Source organism: Streptomyces sp. Tu 3180 (assembly GCF_009852415.1).
Classification (GTDB): domain Bacteria; phylum Actinomycetota; class Actinomycetes; order Streptomycetales; family Streptomycetaceae; genus Streptomyces.
In genome coordinates, this window is sequence record NZ_WOXS01000002.1 from 7,175,930 (window position 1) to 7,192,956 (window position 17,027).

The 17,027-nt window shown below is 74.0% G+C and carries 16 protein-coding genes; 11 read left to right on the forward strand and 5 right to left on the reverse strand.

Translation table 11 applies throughout. The annotated features are described in order from the left end of the window. Window positions 1–3: 3 nt before the first annotated feature. Complete coding sequence (locus GL259_RS32705; RefSeq protein WP_159536873.1) at window positions 4–1,629, reverse strand: ABC-F family ATP-binding cassette domain-containing protein; 1,626 nt, start codon at window positions 1,627–1,629, stop codon at window positions 4–6. Window positions 1,630–1,952: 323 nt separating this feature from the next. On the opposite strand from GL259_RS32705, the gene GL259_RS32710 reads away from it, so the two are divergent. Both GL259_RS32710 and GL259_RS32715 read left to right on the forward strand, forming a co-directional pair. Beyond that, window positions 1,953–2,642, forward strand: a complete 690-nt coding sequence (locus GL259_RS32710; RefSeq protein WP_159536874.1) for a GPP34 family phosphoprotein — start codon at window positions 1,953–1,955, stop codon at window positions 2,640–2,642. Window positions 2,643–2,825: 183 nt separating this feature from the next. After that, entirely contained in the window at window positions 2,826–3,665 is an 840-nt protein-coding gene (locus tag GL259_RS32715) for an isocitrate lyase/phosphoenolpyruvate mutase family protein (RefSeq protein ID WP_159536875.1), read from the forward strand. Window positions 3,666–3,692: 27 nt separating this feature from the next. On the opposite strand, the gene GL259_RS32720 is transcribed toward GL259_RS32715, so the two are convergent. Beyond that, window positions 3,693–4,106, reverse strand: a complete 414-nt coding sequence (locus GL259_RS32720) for an SsgA family sporulation/cell division regulator (protein WP_159536876.1) — start codon at window positions 4,104–4,106, stop codon at window positions 3,693–3,695. A gap of 313 nt (window positions 4,107–4,419) precedes the next feature. Between GL259_RS32720 and GL259_RS32725 the strand changes: the two genes are divergently transcribed. The 4 genes from GL259_RS32725 (at window position 4,420) to GL259_RS32740 (ending at window position 7,537) form a co-directional block, all read left to right on the forward strand. Then, window positions 4,420–5,544 carry an oxidoreductase gene (locus tag GL259_RS32725; protein WP_159536877.1) on the forward strand — a complete coding sequence of 375 codons (1,125 nt, stop codon included), beginning with the start codon at window positions 4,420–4,422 and terminating at the stop codon, window positions 5,542–5,544. Window positions 5,545–5,614: 70 nt separating this feature from the next. After that, a complete protein-coding gene (locus GL259_RS32730; RefSeq protein WP_159536878.1) occupies window positions 5,615–5,938 on the forward strand; it encodes a plasmid stabilization protein in 324 nt (107 codons plus the stop codon). A gap of 111 nt (window positions 5,939–6,049) precedes the next feature. Next, complete coding sequence (locus GL259_RS32735) at window positions 6,050–6,742, forward strand: endonuclease V (protein ID WP_159536879.1); 693 nt, start codon at window positions 6,050–6,052, stop codon at window positions 6,740–6,742. Window positions 6,743–7,126: 384 nt separating this feature from the next. Next, a complete protein-coding gene (locus tag GL259_RS32740; protein WP_159536880.1) occupies window positions 7,127–7,537 on the forward strand; it encodes a hypothetical protein in 411 nt (136 codons plus the stop codon). Window positions 7,538–7,703: 166 nt separating this feature from the next. Here GL259_RS32740 and GL259_RS32745 read toward each other — a convergent pair whose 3' ends face one another. Further along, window positions 7,704–7,901, reverse strand: coding sequence for a hypothetical protein (locus GL259_RS32745; RefSeq protein ID WP_159536881.1), 198 nt, complete (start codon window positions 7,899–7,901; stop codon window positions 7,704–7,706). A 270-nt stretch (window positions 7,902–8,171) separates the two neighbouring features. Here GL259_RS32745 and GL259_RS37815 point away from each other — a divergent pair, with 270 nt between their 5' ends. Next, window positions 8,172–8,318, forward strand: a complete 147-nt coding sequence (locus tag GL259_RS37815; RefSeq protein WP_166461586.1) for a hypothetical protein — start codon at window positions 8,172–8,174, stop codon at window positions 8,316–8,318. A gap of 9 nt (window positions 8,319–8,327) precedes the next feature. On the opposite strand, the gene GL259_RS32750 is transcribed toward GL259_RS37815, so the two are convergent. Then, window positions 8,328–9,506, reverse strand: coding sequence for a saccharopine dehydrogenase NADP-binding domain-containing protein (locus tag GL259_RS32750; RefSeq protein ID WP_159536882.1), 1,179 nt, complete (start codon window positions 9,504–9,506; stop codon window positions 8,328–8,330). A gap of 328 nt (window positions 9,507–9,834) precedes the next feature. Between GL259_RS32750 and GL259_RS32755 the strand changes: the two genes are divergently transcribed. From GL259_RS32755 to GL259_RS32765, 3 genes are read left to right on the forward strand one after another with little or no spacing between them, the layout of a single operon-like run. Beyond that, window positions 9,835–10,980: a CaiB/BaiF CoA-transferase family protein gene (locus GL259_RS32755; RefSeq protein ID WP_159536883.1), complete on the forward strand. Its 1,146-nt coding sequence runs from the start codon at window positions 9,835–9,837 to the stop codon at window positions 10,978–10,980. 11 nt (window positions 10,981–10,991) lie between these two features. Next, window positions 10,992–12,206, forward strand: a complete 1,215-nt coding sequence (locus GL259_RS32760) for an acetyl-CoA C-acetyltransferase (protein ID WP_159536884.1) — start codon at window positions 10,992–10,994, stop codon at window positions 12,204–12,206. Between the two features lie 44 nt (window positions 12,207–12,250). Further along, a complete protein-coding gene (locus GL259_RS32765; protein ID WP_159536885.1) occupies window positions 12,251–14,446 on the forward strand; it encodes a 3-hydroxyacyl-CoA dehydrogenase NAD-binding domain-containing protein in 2,196 nt (731 codons plus the stop codon). Between the two features lie 87 nt (window positions 14,447–14,533). Here the strand turns inward: GL259_RS32765 and GL259_RS32770 are convergent, their stop codons facing one another. Continuing rightward, on the reverse strand, window positions 14,534–15,259 hold the full coding sequence (locus tag GL259_RS32770) for a MerR family transcriptional regulator (RefSeq protein WP_159536886.1): 726 nt from the start codon (window positions 15,257–15,259) through the stop codon (window positions 14,534–14,536). 227 nt (window positions 15,260–15,486) lie between these two features. Between GL259_RS32770 and GL259_RS32775 the strand changes: the two genes are divergently transcribed. Next, entirely contained in the window at window positions 15,487–16,962 is a 1,476-nt protein-coding gene (locus GL259_RS32775; protein ID WP_159536887.1) for an amino acid permease, read from the forward strand. Window positions 16,963–17,027: the final 65 nt, after the last annotated feature.

The window sequence follows — 17,027 nt, forward strand, 5'->3', positions numbered from 1 at the left end:
ACGCTAGGCGGGATACCCGACAGCTTCTGTCGTGATTTCCTTCAGCTCTCCCTCCTCCATCAGCAGCCACCGCGTGATCCCGATCGACTCCAGGAACGGCAGGTCGTGGCTGGCCACGATCAGCGCCCCCTCGTACGACTCCAGCGCCGTGGTGAGCTGCCGGACGCTCGCCATGTCGAGGTTGTTGGTCGGCTCGTCCAGCATCAGCAGCTGCGGCGCCGGCTCCGCCAGCATCAGCGCGGCCAGTGCGGCCCGGAAGCGCTCGCCGCCGGACAGGGTCCCCGCCTTCTGGTCGGCCCGGGCGCCCCGGAACAGGAAGCGGGCGAGCCGTGCCCGGACCCGGTTGTTGGTGGCGTCCGGGGCGAACCGGGCCACGTTCTGCGCGACCGTCAGCTCGCCGTCGAGGACGTCGAGCCGCTGCGGCAGGAACCGCAGCGGGACGTGCGCCGTCGTCCCGCCCGACACCGGCTCCAGCTCCCCGGCGATCGTGCGCAGCAGCGTCGTCTTGCCGGCGCCGTTGCGCCCGATCAGCGCGACCCGCTCCGGTCCCCGCAGGTCGAAGCCGCCGTTCACCCGGGCGCCGTACGCGAGTTCCAGGTCCTGGAGGGTGAGCACGGTGCGCCCGGGCGGCACGGCCGTGTACGGCAGGTCGACGCGGATCTCGTCGTCGTCCCGTACGGCCTCCACCGCCTCGTCGAGCCGCTCCCTGGCCTCGGCGAGCTTCTCCTCGTGCATGATGCGGTGCTTGCCCGCGGACTCCTGCGCCGCGCGCTTGCGCGCCCCCATGACGATCTTCGGCTCGCGCTTGCTGTCCCACATCTTCTGCCCGTACCGCTTGCGGCGGGCCAGCTTGACCTGGGCGTCGGCCAGTTCGCGCTTCTGCTTGCGGAAGTCCGCCTCGGCGGCCCGCACCGTGCGCTCGGCCGCCTCCTGCTCGACGGCCAGGGCCTCCTCGTAGGCCGAGAAGTTGCCGCCGTACCAGGTGACCTCTCCCGAGCGCAGATCCGCGATCTGGTCGACCAGCTCCAGCAGTTCGCGGTCGTGGCTCACCACGACCATGACCCCCGGCCGGCTCTCGACGGCCGCGTACAGCCGCTTGCGGGCGTACAGGTCGAGGTTGTTGGTGGGCTCGTCGAGCAGCAGCACGTCCGGACGGCGCAGCAGCAGCGCGGCCAGCCGCAGCAGCACCGACTCGCCGCCCGACACCTCGCCGACCGTGCGGTCCAGCCCGATGTGCCCGAGGCCGAGTTCGCCGAGCGTGGCCAGGGCGCGCTCCTCGACGTCCCAGTCGTCGCCGACGGTCTCGAAGTGCTGCTCGGACGCGTCGCCCGCCTCGATGGCGTGCAGCGCGGCCCGCCGTGCGGCGATGCCGAGCGCCTCGTCGACCCGCAGGGCGGTGTCCAGCGTCACGTTCTGCGGCAGGTACCCCACCTCGCCGGCCACCCGGACGGCGCCGTCGGCCGGTGCGAGCTCACCGGCGATCAGCTTCAGCAGGGTCGACTTCCCGGAGCCGTTGACGCCGACCAGTCCGGTCCGGCCGGGTCCGAAGGAGACGTCGAGGCCCTCGAAGACGGGGGTGCCGTCGGGCCAGGTGAAGGCGAGGGAGGTACAGGTGATGGATGTTGACATGCGGGCCTCCGCGGTTGCTCGGGGCGGTCAGGGGCAAACGCGTATGGAGACACCGCGCGACGACGACCGGCAGCCGGAGGGAGGTCCTGGACATGCCCTGGGCATGAGGAGAGCCCTGTTCCGCAGGGATCGCAAGGACGGCTCGAACGCCGAGGTCGCACGCGACGCACACACCTCACCGGTGTGACGCGGTGTCTCAGAACCTCAGACGAGCAACGTCCTTCTCCATTCGACGGCAACAGAAGCGCTGTACACCGTACGGCCGGCCGGATGGGCTGTCAACGCCGTTTTCCGGTACCCGACCCGAACCCCGAGGAGGCCCCGTGCGTCCCGCGCGCCCCGAGCCCGACTGCTCGCTCTCGCCGCCGGCCCGGCTCTACCTGCTGGCCTGGGACACCGCACGACGGGAGGTCGCCGACCCGGCCCGCCTGTCCCCTCTGGTGCGGGCCGGTGCCCTCGCCGACCTGGCCCGGCGCGGTCTGCTGATCGACGACGACGGCGTCACCACGCCGCGCGACCTGGACTCCCGCACCGGGGACGCGGTCCTCGACGGGCTCCTGGAACTCGTCAGCGAGTCCTGCCCGCACTCCTGGCGCACCTGGGTGACGCTGCGGGCCCGCCACACCCTCGACGCGGTCCGCGAGCAACTGGTGGCCGAGGGGGTGCTGCGGGCCGAGCGGCGGCGGGTCCTCGGCGTGTTCCCCACCGTGGAACACGTCCTGGACGACGTGGCCCGGGTGCGGCACCTGCAGCAGGAGGCGCGGCGGATCCTCGACGGCCCCGGGCCGGCCGAGGACGTCCCCGAGACGGACGCGGCGGTCGTCGCCCTGGGGGCCTCGGCGGGACTGAGCACCCTGCCGCCGGGCAGGGACCGGGCCGGCCGGCGACGGCGTGTCGAGGACCTGGCCGAGCGCGGCGGGGCCGCGACGCCCGCACTGGGCCGGATCGTCCGCGAACTGCGCACCGCGCTGACCGCCGCCGGGCCGGTGCCGTCGCTCACCGCCGGCGGATGAAGCCCACGGCCCGCGGCCTGCCCGCGGGCGCGGCGAACCGGTCGCCGGCGCGCGGCCCCGCCCGCTCGCGTCCGACGGCGCCGGGCGGGGCCCCGGTGGAAACCCCGCCCGGCCGGCGGCAGCCGTGCGTCCCTGTCGGATTCCTGCCGGTCATCGCCCGGCCCGGCTGGTTGAGTGGCCCGCATGACGCACCCCACCACCGTCCTTCGTGACCGTGCCCTCGCCTTCCGTTCGCTGCACCTCCCCGGCCGTCCGCTGGTCCTGCCCAACGCCTGGGACCCCGCGAGCGCCCGGCTGGTCGAGGACGCGGGCGCCGCAGCCGTGGCGACCACCAGCGCCGGCCTCGCCTGGGCCCTCGGAGCGGCGGACGGGGAGCGGATGGACCGCGAGCGGGCCCTGGCGGCCGTCGCGGGGATCGCCGGCGCCGTCGGCGTGCCCGTCACCGCGGACATCGAGAGCGGTTACGCCGAGGACCCCGAGGGTGTCGCCGGCACCGTGCGCGCGGTGCTCGCGGCGGGCGCGGTCGGGGTGAACATCGAGGACGCCCTGCACGGCGCGGGGCGCGGACCGCTGCGCCCCGTCGCCGAGCAGGCCGAGCGCGTCGCCGCCGCCCGCCGGGCCGCCGACGCGGCGGGCGTGCCCCTGTTCGTCAACGCCCGTGTCGACACCTTCCTGCGCGGTGCCGGGGGAGTGGAGCAGACCCTGGAGCGCGCCGCCGCCTACCGCGCCGCGGGCGCCGACGGGATCTTCGTCCCCGGAGCCGTCGACCCGGAGACCGTCGAGGAACTCGCCGCCGGCATCGACGGGCCGCTGAACGTGATGGCCGGTCCCGGCGCACCGCCGGTCGCCGACCTCGCCGCCCTGGGCGTCGCGCGGGTCAGCGTCGGCTCCGGCATCGCCCAGGCCGCGCACGCCCTGGTCCGCCGCGCCGCACGGGAGCTGCTCGGCGCGGGGACGTACGGCGCGATGGCCGGGGGACTGGACTACGGCACGCTCAACGCGCTCATGGGCGACGGGAGTTAGCCCGCCGGCACCTCCGTCCCGGTCCGGTCAGGCGTCGCGCATCAGCTCCGCCAGGTCGCGGTCCAGGTCGAGCTGGAGGTGTTCCAGACCGGCCGGCACCAGCTCGCTCGTGGCCTGGAGGAACCGGCGCACCTCACCCGAGCGGACGTGCACCACGGCGGTGCCCTCGGGGGCGTGGAACTCGAGCACGGTCCGGTCGTAGCCGTACGGCCGCACCCGTACGTCGCCGTGGCCCTCGGGACCCCGCAGCCCCGCGGTGAGCAGCTCGCGGGAGAACGTCCAGCAGACCTCCACGCCCTCCAGGGTGGCGGGTGCGGGGAAGGTCATGCGGACGGCGAACGGATCGTCGCGGTCGTAGTGCAGGGTGGCGGGAATGCTCGGCATCCGCGGCGCGGCGGCGACGAGACGGGCCTCGACGGGCTGCTCGATGACGGTGGACAACGCCTTGCTCCCTCGTGACGGCTGGACGGGCTTCCGGGCGGATCGGGCCTCAGACCCGTCTCGGGTTGTGCGCGGCACCGCGGTGCCGCGCACAACCCGAGACGGGCCCTACTGGAAGAGACGACGGAACGAGTCAATCCGTGCACATGGAGAGCGAGTGACCTCTGTCACCGCCTTCATGCACCCGAGTGACGCGGCCCTCCGCGCGCGTTTCGTGAGGCACTTGTGTCGTTCTCGCGCACACCGGTCGCACACCGGTCCGTCCGCGCGGCCGTCTGGACGGCCCCCGGAAGGTGGACTAGCTTCGCCCGCCATGAGGCGCTGGAGGAGCACGCGACCGACGAGACGGACGAGACCGACGCACCGCCGGGCGACCGCCGCGGCCGTGTGCGCGGCGGCACTGGCCGCCCTGACGACCGTACCGGCGCAGGCGGACGCCGGGGGGCCCGCGCCGGGGCACCGGGCACCGCACTGGGCGCCGAAGGACAGCGGCACCCCGGACGTGCGGTTCCGCGGTCTGGCCGCGGTCGGCCGCGACACGGCCTGGCTCGCGGGGACGCGGGGCACCGTCCTGCGCACCACCGACGGCGGGGAGAGCTGGCGGAACGTCTCGCCGCCGGGCGCCGGGGAGTTGCAGTTCCGCGACGTCGAGGCGTTCGACGCGCGGCGGGCCGTGGTGCTGGCCATCGGCGAGGGCGAGGCGTCGCGGGTCTACCGCACCGACGACGGCGGGGCGACCTGGACGGAGTCCTTCCGCAACGCCGATCCCCGCGCCTTCTACGACTGCCTCACCTTCTTCGACCGCCGCCACGGCCTCGCGATGAGCGACCCGGTGGACGGGAGGTTCCGCATCCTGTCGACCCGCGACGGCGGCCGCTCCTGGACGGTGCTGCCCGACACCGGGATGCCGCCCGCGCTGGAGGGCGAGGCCGGCTTCGCGGCGAGCGGCCAGTGCCTGGTCTCCTCGGGACCGAAGGACGTCTGGCTGGCCACCGGCGGAGCGGCACGCGCGCGCGTGCTGCACTCCACCGACCGGGGGCACACCTGGACGGTCACCGGCACCCCGGTCCCCGGGGGCGATCCGGCGCGCGGGGTCTTCGCCCTCGCCTTCCGCGACCGCGCCCACGGCCTCGCCGTCGGCGGCGACTTCCGCCCCGACCGGGCCTCGCCGCACGCCGCCGCCCGCACCTTTGACGGCGGCCGCGGCTGGCGCCCGGCCACCACCTCCCCGCCCGCCTACCGCTCCGGCGTCGCCTGGCTCCCGCACAGCCGCACCGCCGCCCTCGCGGTCGGCCCCACCGGCACCGACCTGACGACCGACGCCGGCCGCACCTGGCGGACGGTCGACACCGGCTCGTACGACACCGTGGACTGCGCACCCGACCGCGGCTGCTGGGCCGCGGGGGAGAAGGGGAGGGTCGCCCGTCTGGAGTACTGACGCATGCGGGGGTCCTGTCTGCCGCCGACGCGGGTACCCGTCCGCCGAAAGCGAGAGGAAGGGAGCGGACATGCCACGCGGTTCCAGTCCCAAACGGGAGCGTCAGTACGAGCACATCAAGGAGAGCGCGCAGGACCGGGGCGAGAGCGCGGGACGCGCCAAGGAGATCGCCGCGCGGACGGTGAACAAGGAGCGTGCCCGGTCCGGCGAGTCCAAGAGCGCGAGCCGCACCTCGACCCAGGACATGTCGTCCGGCCGGCGGGGCGGGCAGCGGTCCGGCAAGGGCTCCCAGGGGCCCACCTACGACCAGCTGTACGAGGAGGCCAAGCGCCGTGGCGTCGAAGGCCGTTCGAGCATGAACAAGAGCCAGCTCCAGCGGGCGCTCGGCAAGTGAGCCGTCCGCGCGGCGGGCCCCCGTCCCTTCCCGTGGGCGGGGGCCCGCCGCGCGGGGGGACCGGGGACGCCCTCCCCGCGGAACGCGCACGCCCCGTAGGCTCGGGGCACGATGACGACCGTACGCATACCGGCCGACTGGCCCGTAACCGAGGAACAGGCCCGCGCCGTCCAGGACGCGCTCCGCGCGCGGGTGGTGCTCGACGAGCCGGGCCCGCCGCCCGGGACGGGCCACGTCACCGGGGTCGACGTGGCGTACGACGACGAGCGGGACGTCGTCGCCGCGGCGGCCGTCGTCCTGGACGCGGAGAGCCTGGACGTCGTCGCCGAGGCCACGGCCGTCGGACGGATCTCCTTCCCGTACGTGCCCGGGCTGCTCGCCTTCCGCGAGCTCCCCACCGTCCTCGCCGTCCTCGACGCCCTGCCCCGCCCGCCCGGCCTGGTCGTCTGCGACGGCTACGGTCTCGCGCACCCCCGCCGCTTCGGCCTCGCCAGTCACCTCGGCGTCCTCACCGGCCTGCCGACGATCGGCGTCGCCAAGAACCCCTTCACCTTCACCCACGACGACCCGGACACCCCGCGCGGCAGCACGGCGCCGCTGCTCGACGGCCGCGAGGAGGTCGGCCGCGCCCTGCGCACCAGGGAGGCCGTCAAGCCGGTCTTCGTCTCGGTCGGCCACCGCGTGAGCCTGGACAACGCCTGCGCCCACACGCTCGCGCTGACCCCCGCCTACCGTCTCCCGGAGACCACCCGCAGGGCGGACGCCCTGTGCCGCAGGGCGCTGCGCGGGACGGCCCCGGCCTAGGCCCGGGGCCTGGCAGGGGCGGGTCACGTCGGATGATCCCGCCTGGTGGTGGACGTCTTCCCGGTGGGAGGGGACCAGCCGCACGGCGCGTCCGCCCGGGCGCGGGTCCCGGTCCTCCGGGTGGCGCGCGTGCAGCACGGGCGGCCGCCGGTCCGTCAGGGGGCGGAAGGAGTCCGGCAGTCCGTGGCCGCCGTGATCGCGCGGGACGCGTGTCCGCGGGGCACGGCAGGCCGGCGGGCCACGGCCGTCACCCGTGCGGCCGCGTCGGCGGGGCCCGCACCACGTGGTTTCGGCCCAGACCGAAAGGGAGCGCGGATCTCCCCGCGGGGCGGCAGGCTGCGGTGCAGGACCGGACCGGGAGGAAGGGAAGTGTCCGACATGGGCATGGGACGTCGAAAGGTGACGGCCGCGGTGGTCACGGCGGCCGCCGCGGTGACCACGCTGCTGGGAACGGCGGCACCGGCGAACGCCGCGATACACCAGTGCATGAGGTCCGGCAGCTGGATCAACTGCACCACGGTCACCGGCATCGATCCGGGCTCGTACCTGATGGTGCGCACCGGCCCCGGCTACGCGTACGGCCCCATCGACGCCGCCTACAGCAGGTTGTACAACGGCAACGAGGTCGGCCTGTCGTGCTGGAAGCTGGGCGACGGGGCCTACGACAACCCCGGCTACCGCTACTGGATGTCCGTGGAGCTCACGAACAGTCGTTCGGGTTGGGTCAACGACTGGTACCTGAACACGGGGCACCCCGACGTCTGGAAGCAGCAGATCCGCGAGTGCCGCTCCTGACGCCCGGCAGGACCCGGAGGCATCTCGTCCGCGGGGAGCGAGCGTCCGGGTGCCCGGCGGCGTCACGGCGGGGGCCGCCGTCCTCGACCGCCGCACGGGCGGTTCCACCGGGCGGCTCGGCGCACGGCACCGGCCCGGTCCGGGCCGGTGCCGTGCGCCGCGGGACCTAGGACGCCTCCGCCGCCTCGATCCCCCACCGCCCCACCTCGCGGTACTCCGAGTCGTAGACCACCGACCCGTCGCCGGGCTCCAGCGGGTAGTGGCGCAGGTTCCCCGCCCAGTACCGCAGGATCCGCCCCAGCTCCCCGGCCGGGTCCTTCGCCAACGCTTCGCCGTCCATGGTGACTTCGAGAAGGAATCGCATGCCTTCAAGGATTTCATTGAACTCCTTGTTGGCACTTGGGAGCGCGCTCCCGCCGGCTGACGTGGAGGTGTCCGGCCGGATCGGCCCGAAAGTCCCAAGCCGGGGGGACGCCGAACGGGCGGCGGGGCCCGGATCGCCGCTTCCGGGGGCGCCGATCGTGGGGAGGGGTCGCGCGGCGGCCCCCCTCGCGTACCTGTTCATGGCACTCATGTACGGACTGAGTAGGTGTACGGATGCCCGGCCGACGCCCCCGGCGGCAGGCTGGGGCGCATGACGACGCACCGCACGCCCGAGCCTGTCGCACCCCCCGCCCAGCCCGTCGGGCGGGCCGTGACGATCGGGCTGATCCTCGCCGTACCGGCCGGGCTCGGCTGGATCGCCGGGATGGTCTGCACCGTGCTCGGGTGGCCGCTGTAGCGCGCCCCCTCAGCGGGTCGCGGCGACGCGGAAGCGGATCCCCGCGGTCTGCAGCCGCTCGACCAGCGCGTCGCCCATCGCCACCGCCGTGGTGACCTGTCCGGACGTCCGCGGGAGGTCGTCGAGGGCCAGGCAGAGCGCCCCCTCGGCGAGCATCTTCGCCGTCTCGTCGTAGCCGGGGTCACCGCCCGAGACCTCCGTGTACACCCGCCGTCCGCCGCCCTCGCCCACGAAGCGGACGGTGAACCAGCTCCGGGCGCGCTTCTCGGGGCTCGGCCCGTCACCGGGCCTGAGCCGGCCGGAGAGCCCGCGCCGCACGGGAGGCAGTTGGGCCGCCGCCACCAGCGCGCCCACGGCCGCGACCCCGCCGATCGCCACGGGAAGGCGGCGGACGGCCGCGTAGTGCCGGTAGCGGAAGTCGGGGCCGTACCGGTCGAGCACCCTCGCCGAGCGGCGCACGATCTGCGCGTCGACGGTCGGCAGCGGCAGGGCCCAGGCGCCCACCTCCGGGGCGTAGCGCGGCGCGCCCGACGGTGTCGAGACCCGGCGGCCCACCAGCCGCGGCTCGTGGCGCCGGCGGTCCCGGGCCGCCGCACGCAGCCGGCGGGGCCGGGCGAACTGGCCCAGCGCCGAGGCGAACGTCCCGCCGGAGAAGGCCGCGTCGGCGGTCACGAAGCCGTCCACGGTCAGCGGCACCCCCTCGGGCAGCTGCCGCACGGTGAAGTAGGCGCCCAGGTCGTGCGGCACCGAGTCGAAGCCGCAGGCGTGCACCAGCCGCGCGCCGGTCTCCCGCGCGCGTGCGTCGTGGCGGACGTACACCAGGTCCACGAACTCGGGCTCACCCGTGAGGTCGACGTAGTCCGTGCCGGTGTCCGCGCAGGCGGCGACGAGTTCCTCGCCGTACTCCACGTAGGGGCCCACCGTCGTGGCCACCACGCGCGCGTGCTCGGCGAGCTCGCGCAGCGAGGCCGGGTCGGACGCGTCCGCCCGCAGCTGACCGACCTGCTCGCCCCCGGGCAGCCGCTCGCGCAGCCGCTCCAGCTTCCCCGCGCTGCGGCCCGCGACCGCCCAGCGCAGCCCGGCGGGCGCGTGGGCGGCGAGGTACTCCGCGGTGAGCGCCCCGACGAAGCCGGTGGCTCCGAAGAGCACGATGTCGTACGGACGGTCCGTCCCGTTCAGCCTGCTCATGAGACACCCCTTGGTCGTGCAGCCGCGCCGCTGTCGGTCGCCGAGGCTAGCGTGAGGGGTGCGGAGCGCGACGACGAGCCCGGAGGAAGCCGATGGCCGTGCCCAGGAACGCCCTGAAGAAGTGGGAAAAAGCACCCGGACACGGCCTCGCCCGGCCCCGGCACCGAGGGACCGGAGCCGTCCGCGCGCCGCGGCGGGCGGAGGTCCGCAGCCGTCCGCGCGTAAAGTTTCCAAGCGCTTGCTTGCCCGGTCTTGTGCCGGGTGGAACGCGTTCTTAGCATCACTGGTGTTACATCGTTTGTGTCACGGTCGGGGCGAGGAGCTGCGGATGGCGGAGGCGAAGGCACCGGGACACGGCCCGCTCACCGGCGTGCGCGTGGTCGAGCTGGCCGGCATCGGGCCCGGCCCGTTCGCCGCCATGCTCCTCGCGGACCTGGGCGCCGACGTCGTCCGCGTGGACCGCCCCGGGGGCCCGGGACTCGGCATCGAGGCGGCGTACGACGTCACCAACCGCAACAAGCGCTCCGTGATCGTCGACCTGAAGGCGCCCGACGGCGCCGCCCGCGTCCTCGACCTGGCCGAACGCGCCGACGTCCTCGTCGAGGGCTACCGCCCCGGCGTCGCCGAGCGCCTCGGCGTCGGCCCCGAGGACTGCCACGCCCGCAACCCGCGCCTGGTCTACGGCCGGATGACCGGCTGGGGCCAGCAGGGCCCCCTCGCCGACCGCGCGGGGCACGACATCGCCTACCTCGCCCTCACCGGCACCCTCGGCATGATCGGCGACCCGGACCGGCCCCCGGCCGTCCCGGCCAACCTCCTCGGCGACTACGCGGGCGGCTCCCTCTACCTCGTCGTCGGCGTCCTCGCCGCCCTGCACCACGCGCGCGCCACCGGCACCGGTCAGGTCGTCGACGCCGCCATCGTGGACGGCGCCGCCCACCTCTCCGCGATGATCCACGGCATGCTCGCCGCCGGCGGCTGGCAGGACCGGCGCGGCGCCAACCTCCTCGACGGCGGCTGCCCGTACTACGGGACGTACGAGACGGCCGACGGCCGGCACATGGCGGTGGGCGCGCTGGAACCGCGGTTCTACGCCGAGTTCCTGCGCCTGCTCGGCGTCGAGGACCAGGCCGGCGCCCACACCGACGTCACCCGGTGGGCGGAACTGCGCGAACAGGTCGCCGCCCGCTTCAAGTCCCGCACCCGCGACGAGTGGACGGCCGTGTTCGAGGGCTCCGACGCGTGCGTGGCGCCCGTGCTGTCCCTGCGCGAGGCCCCGCACCACCCGCACCTGGCCGCCCGCTCCACCTTCACCGACCACGGCGGCATCACCCAGCCCGCACCGGCCCCGCGGTTCTCCGCGACCCCCGCCACCGTCCGCACCGGGCCCGCCCGGCCGGGCGCCGACACCGCCGGCGTGGCCCGCGACTGGGACGTGCCCCGACTGCTGTCCTCGCCCCCGAACCCCCAGTGAAAGGCCTCCCCGTGAGCACCGAAGCGTACGTGTACGACGCGATCCGCACCCCGCGCGGGCGCGGCAAGGCGACCGGCGCCCTGCACGGCACCAAGCCCATCGACCTGGTCGTCGGCCTCATCCACGAGATCCGCGCGCGCTTCCCGGACCTCGACCCGGCCGCCGTCGACGACATCGTCCTCGGCGTCGTCGGACCCGTGGGCGACCAGGGCTCCGACATCGCGCGCATCGCCGCCATCGCCGCCGGGCTGCCCGACACGGTGGCCGGCGTGCAGGAGAACCGCTTCTGTGCCTCCGGCCTGGAGGCCGTCAACCTGGCCGCCGCCAAGGTGCGTTCCGGCTGGGAGGACCTGGTCCTCGCCGGCGGCGTCGAGTCGATGTCCCGGGTGCCGATGGCCTCCGACGGCGGCGCCTGGTTCAACGACCCGATGACCAACCTCCAGGTCAACTTCGTGCCGCAGGGCATCGGCGCCGACCTGATCGCCACCATCGAGGGCTTCTCCCGGCGCGACGTCGACGAGTACGCCGCCCTGTCCCAGGAGCGCGCGGCCACCGCCTGGAAGGAGAACCGCTTCGAGCGGTCCGTCGTCCCGGTGAAGGACCGCAGCGGCCTCGTCGTCCTCGACCACGACGAGCACATGCGCCCCGGCACCACCGCCGACTCCCTCGCGGGTCTCAAGCCGTCCTTCGCGGACATCGGCGAACTGGGCGGCTTCGACGCGGTGGCGCTCCAGAAGTACCACTGGGTCGAGAGGATCGACCACGTGCACCACGCGGGCAACTCCTCCGGCATCGTCGACGGCGCCGCGCTCGTCGCCATCGGCTCCAAGGAGGTCGGCGAGCGCTACGGGCTCACCCCGCGCGCGCGGATCGTCTCCGCCGCCGTGTCCGGCTCCGAGCCCACCATCATGCTCACCGGCCCCGCCCCGGCCACCCGCAAGGCGCTCGCCAGGGCCGGCCTGACCATCGACGACATCGACCTCGTCGAGATCAACGAGGCGTTCGCGGCGGTCGTGCTGCGCTTCGTGAAGGACATGGGCCTGTCGCTGGACAAGGTCAACGTCAACGGCGGCGCCATCGCGATGGGCCACCCGCTCGGCGCCACCGGCGCGATGATCCTCGGCACCCTCGTCGACGAGCTGGAGCGCCAGGACAAGCGCTACGGCCTCGCCACGCTGTGCGTGGGCGGCGGCATGGGCATCGCCACCGTCGTCGAACGCCTCTGAATCCCAGCGACCGCACGCGACTTCCACGAAGACCCGGAGACCTCATGACCGAGAGCACCACCATCCGCTGGGAACGGGACGACACCGGCGTCGTCACCCTCGTCCTCGACGACCCCGCCCAGTCCGCGAACACCATGAACCAGGCGTTCCGCGACTCCCTCGCCGCGGTCACCGACCGTCTGGAGGCGGAGCTCCAGGCGGATCCCGACTCCGTCCGCGGCATCATCCTCACCTCCGCCAAGAAGACCTTCTTCGCCGGCGGCGACCTGCGCGACCTGATCCGGGTCACCCCCGAGACGGCGCAGGACCTGTTCGACGGCGGCATGGCGATCAAGCGCCAGCTGCGCCGCATCGAGACCCTCGGCAAGCCCGTCGTCGCCGCGATCAACGGCGCGGCCCTCGGCGGCGGTTACGAGCTCGCCCTGGCCTGCCACCACCGCGTCGCCCTCGACGCCCCCGGCTCCAGGATCGGCTGCCCCGAGGTCACCCTCGGCCTGCTCCCCGGAGGCGGCGGCGTCGTCCGCACCGTCCGCCTGCTCGGCATCGCCGACGCCCTGCTCAAGGTGCTCCTCCAGGGCACCCAGTACAGCCCCCGGCGCGCCCTGGAGAACGGCCTCGTCGACGAGGTGGCCGACACCCCGGAGGAAATGCTGGCCAAGGCCCGCGCCTTCATCGACGCCCACCCCGAGTCCGCCCAGCCCTGGGACCGGCCCGGCTACCGCATCCCGGGCGGCACCCCGGCCAACCCCAAGTTCGCGGCCAACCTGCCCGCCTTCCCGGCCACCCTGCGCAAGCAGACGGGCGGCGCCCCCTACCCGGCCCCGCGCAGCATCCTCGCCGCCGCCGTCGAGGGCGCCCAGGTCGACTTCGAGACCGCCCAGGTCGTCGAGGCCCGCTACTTCGTCGAGCTGGCCGCGGGACAGACGTCGAAGAACATGATCCAGGCGTTCTTCTTCGACCTCCAGGCCGTCAACTCCGGCGCCAACCGCCCCCGGGGCATCGAGCCGCGCCGGGTCCGCAGGGTCGCCGTCCTCGGCGCCGGGATGATGGGCGCCGGCATCGCCTACTCCTGCGCCCGCGCGGGCATCGACGTCGTCCTCAAGGACGTCTCCCCGGAGGCGGCCGTCAAGGGCAAGGGCTACTCCGAGAAGCTGTGCGCCAAGGCCGTCGCCAAGGGCCGCACCACCCAGGAGAAGGCCGACGCGCTGCTCGCCCGTATCACGCCCACCGCCGAGGTCGCCGACCTCGCCGGCTGCGACGCCGTCATCGAGGCCGTGTTCGAGGACACCTCCCTCAAGCACAAGGTGTTCCAGGAGGTCCAGGACGTCGTCGCCCCCGACGCGCTGCTGTGCTCCAACACCTCCACCCTGCCCATCACGGCCCTCGCCGAGGGCGTCGAGCGGCAGGGCGACTTCATCGGCCTGCACTTCTTCTCGCCCGTCGACAAGATGCCGCTGGTGGAGATCATCAAGGGCGAGCGCACCGGCGACGAGGCGCTGGCCCGCGCCTTCGACCTGGTCCGGCAGATCAACAAGACGCCGATCGTCGTCAACGACTCCCGCGGCTTCTTCACCTCCCGCGTCATCGGCCACTTCATCAACGAGGGCGTGGCGATGGTCGGCGAGGGCGTCGAGCCCGCGTCGGTGGAACAGGCCGCCGCCCAGGCGGGCTACCCGGCCAAGGTGCTCTCCCTGATGGACGAGCTGACGCTCACCCTGCCGCGCAAGATCAGGAACGAGTCGAAGCGGGCGGTCGAGGAGGCGGGCGGCACCTGGACCGCGCACCCGGCCGAGGCCGTCATCGACCGCATGGTCGACGAGTTCGGCCGCCCCGGCCGCAGCGGCGGCGCCGGCTTCTACGAGTACGGCGAGGACGGCCGGCGCGGCGCCCTGTGGCCGGGACTGCGCGAGCACTTCACCAAGCCCGGGTACGAGATCCCGTTCCGGGACATGCAGGAGCGCATGCTCTTCTCCGAGGCGCTGGACACGGTGCGGCTGCTGGAGGAGGGCGTGCTGACCTCCGTCGCCGACGCGAACATCGGCTCCATCCTCGGCATCGGCTTCCCCGGGTGGACCGGCGGCGTCCTGCAGTACATCAACGGCTACGACGGCGGCGCCGGGCTGCCGGCCTTCGTGGCACGCGCGCGGGAACTCGCCGAGCGCTACGGCGAGCGCTTCGCCCCGCCGGCGCTGCTGGTGGAGAAGGCGGAGAAGGGGGAGACCTTCACGGACGCGCGCTGACGGCGCGCGCCCGCCCCGCCGGGAACGACGCGCCGCGTCACCCCCGGCGGGGCGGGCGCCGCCCCCTCACCCCTGGCAGTCGCCCCCTCACCCCTGGCCGCCGTCCCCTCGCCCCTGGGTGTCGCCGCTCATCCACTCCCGCAGCTCCTCCTTCAGTGACCGCTGGAAGGTCGTGAGCAGCGCCTGCACCACGAGCGGCTGCATGTGGGCGGACAGCGACCTCACGTCCCGCGCGTCGCGCTCCGCGACCGCGTCGCGCAGCAGCCGCGACAGCTCGTGGGCCGCCGCGCGGGAGTGCTCGGTGAGCGTGGCCCGGGCGGCGAGGAGGGTCTCCTGCGACAGCGGCACGTCCAGCAGTTCGACGCCGAGCCGCAGCAGACCGGCGTCGACCCGGAAGGCCTCGCCGTCCCGCTCGACGACGTCCATCGCCGCCAGCCGTCCCACCTCCTCCTCGGTCAGCGCCCGCCCCGCCAGCCGCTCCAGCTCCGCGCGGGACACCGTCTCCGCCGTCTTCGGCGTCCAGGAGGCCACCACCGCCCGCTGGATCGCCAGCTCCCGCGCGGTCAGGTCCGGCGGCAGCTGCCCCAGGTACCGCTCGATGGCCGACAGCGTCATGCCCTGGTGCTGCAGCTCCTCGATGAGCGCCAGCCGCGCCAGGTGCTCCCGCCCGTAGTGGCCGACCCGTCGCGGGCCGATCACCGGGGGCGGCAGCAGGCCCTTGGTGCCGTAGAAGCGGATCGTGCGCACCGTGACGCCGGCCCGGGCCGCCAGTTCGTCGATCGTGAGGGTGGGCTCCTCGGTCTCGGTCGTCATGCGCAGCAGTATCGCTGTACCACCGGTGCTGTACCACCGGCCCCGTGACACGGGGCCGACCCCCGAACGGCCTGTGAGATGTTCCGCGATGTGACGTTTGCCATCGCATACGCGGCCGCGCGTGCGGGAAGCTGCCCCCTTGGTCTGTGCCTTGATCCGAGAGCGCCGGCCGAGCAATCAGGACAGCCGGGCGCCACCCGCCCGTGCGCACCAGAGAGTGGAGCACCGTGAGCAAGGACGCCGTGACGACGGCAACGGCCGCACCCCCCACCGCGACGGCCACGACGCCCGCGGACGCGGGCGACGCCGGTTACAGCAAGGACCTCAAGGCCCGCCACGTCAACATGATCGCCATCGGCGGCGCGATCGGCACCGGGCTCTTCCTGGGGGCCGGCGGCCGTCTGCGCGACGCGGGCCCGGCGCTCGCCCTGGCCTACCTGGTCTGCGGCGTCTTCGCCTTCTTCGTCGTGCGGGCCCTGGGCGAGCTGGTCCTGTACCGCCCGTCGTCGGGTTCCTTCGTGTCGTACGCGCGCGAGTTCCTCGGGGAGAAGGGCGCGTACGTCGCCGGCTGGATGTACTTCCTGAACTGGTCGACGACCGGCATCGCCGACATCACCGCGATCGCGCTCTACACGCACTACTGGAGCCTGTTCACCGACATCCCGCAGTGGGCGCTCGCGCTGATCGCGCTGGCGGTGGTGCTGGCCGTGAACCTGATCTCGGTGAAGATCTTCGGCGAGATGGAGTTCTGGTTCGCGATCATCAAGGTGGCCACCCTCGTCGCCTTCATGTTCGTCGGCGTCTTCCTGCTCGCCACCCAGCACGAGGTGGGCGGCGGCACCCCCGGCCCGAACATGATCACCGACAACGGCGGCGTCCTCCCGCACGGCGTGCTGCCCGTCGTCCTCGTCATGCAGGGCGTGATCTTCGCGTACGCGGCCCTCGAGCTGGTCGGTGTCGCCGCGGGCGAGACCGCCGAGCCGCAGAAGGTCGTCCCCCGCGCGGTGAACTCCATCATGTGGCGCGTCGGCCTCTTCTACGTCGGCTCCGTCGTCCTGCTCGCCCTCCTCCTGCCCGGCTCGATGTACTCGGCCGACGAGAGCCCCTTCGTCACCGTCCTGTCGAAGATCGGCGTCCCGGCGGCCGGCGACGTGATGAACCTGGTCGTCCTCACGGCCGCGATGTCCTCCCTGAACTCCGGCCTGTACTCCACCGGCCGCATCCTGCGCTCCATGGCCATGGCGGGCTCCGCCCCGAGGTTCACCGCCCGCATGAACCGCAGCCAGGTGCCCTACGGCGGCATCCTGCTGACCTGCGGCGTGTGCGTCCTCGGCGTGGGCCTGAACTTCCTGGTGCCGAGCCAGGCCTTCGAGATCGTGCTGAACGTCGCCTCGCTCGGCATCATCAGCACGTGGGTGATCATCATGATCTGTCACCTGGTCTTCGTCCGCCGTGCCCGCGCGGGCCTGGTCACCCGCCCGTCCTTCCGCCTCCCCGGCAGCCCGGTCACCGAGATCGTCACCATCGCCTTCCTGGTGGCCGTGCTCGGCCTGATGTGGAACGACCCCGAGATCGGCCGGAAGACACTGCTGCTCGTCCCCGTGATCGCCGCGATGCTGGTCGCGGGCTGGTACGGCGTCCGCCGCCGGGTCGGACGGATCGCCGAGCGCGAGCCGGGCGGCCTCACCGGCACCGCGAAGTAACGGGTCGCAGGGCGCCGTCGGAGGCGGCGCCCACGGTGGCGTCACGCCGGGGATCACCCGGGTCC

Excerpts from the sequence above, each read along its gene's own strand:
- GL259_RS32705 (WP_159536873.1), bottom strand. The coding sequence starts at position 1,629 with ATGTCAACATCCATCACCTGTACCTCCCTCGCCTTCACCTGGCCCGAC.
- GL259_RS32715 (WP_159536875.1), top strand. The coding sequence starts at position 2,826 with ATGACGCACCCCACCACCGTCCTTCGTGACCGTGCCCTCGCCTTCCGT.
- GL259_RS32725 (WP_159536877.1), top strand. The coding sequence starts at position 4,420 with ATGAGGCGCTGGAGGAGCACGCGACCGACGAGACGGACGAGACCGACG.
- GL259_RS32730 (WP_159536878.1), top strand. The coding sequence starts at position 5,615 with ATGCCACGCGGTTCCAGTCCCAAACGGGAGCGTCAGTACGAGCACATC.
- GL259_RS32735 (WP_159536879.1), top strand. The coding sequence starts at position 6,050 with ATGACGACCGTACGCATACCGGCCGACTGGCCCGTAACCGAGGAACAG.
- GL259_RS32740 (WP_159536880.1), top strand. The coding sequence starts at position 7,127 with ATGGGACGTCGAAAGGTGACGGCCGCGGTGGTCACGGCGGCCGCCGCG.
- GL259_RS32745 (WP_159536881.1), bottom strand. The coding sequence starts at position 7,901 with ATGCGATTCCTTCTCGAAGTCACCATGGACGGCGAAGCGTTGGCGAAG.
- GL259_RS37815 (WP_166461586.1), top strand. The coding sequence starts at position 8,172 with ATGACGACGCACCGCACGCCCGAGCCTGTCGCACCCCCCGCCCAGCCC.
- GL259_RS32750 (WP_159536882.1), bottom strand. The coding sequence starts at position 9,506 with ATGAGCAGGCTGAACGGGACGGACCGTCCGTACGACATCGTGCTCTTC.
- GL259_RS32755 (WP_159536883.1), top strand. The coding sequence starts at position 9,835 with ATGGCGGAGGCGAAGGCACCGGGACACGGCCCGCTCACCGGCGTGCGC.
- GL259_RS32765 (WP_159536885.1), top strand. The coding sequence starts at position 12,251 with ATGACCGAGAGCACCACCATCCGCTGGGAACGGGACGACACCGGCGTC.
- GL259_RS32770 (WP_159536886.1), bottom strand. The coding sequence starts at position 15,259 with ATGACGACCGAGACCGAGGAGCCCACCCTCACGATCGACGAACTGGCG.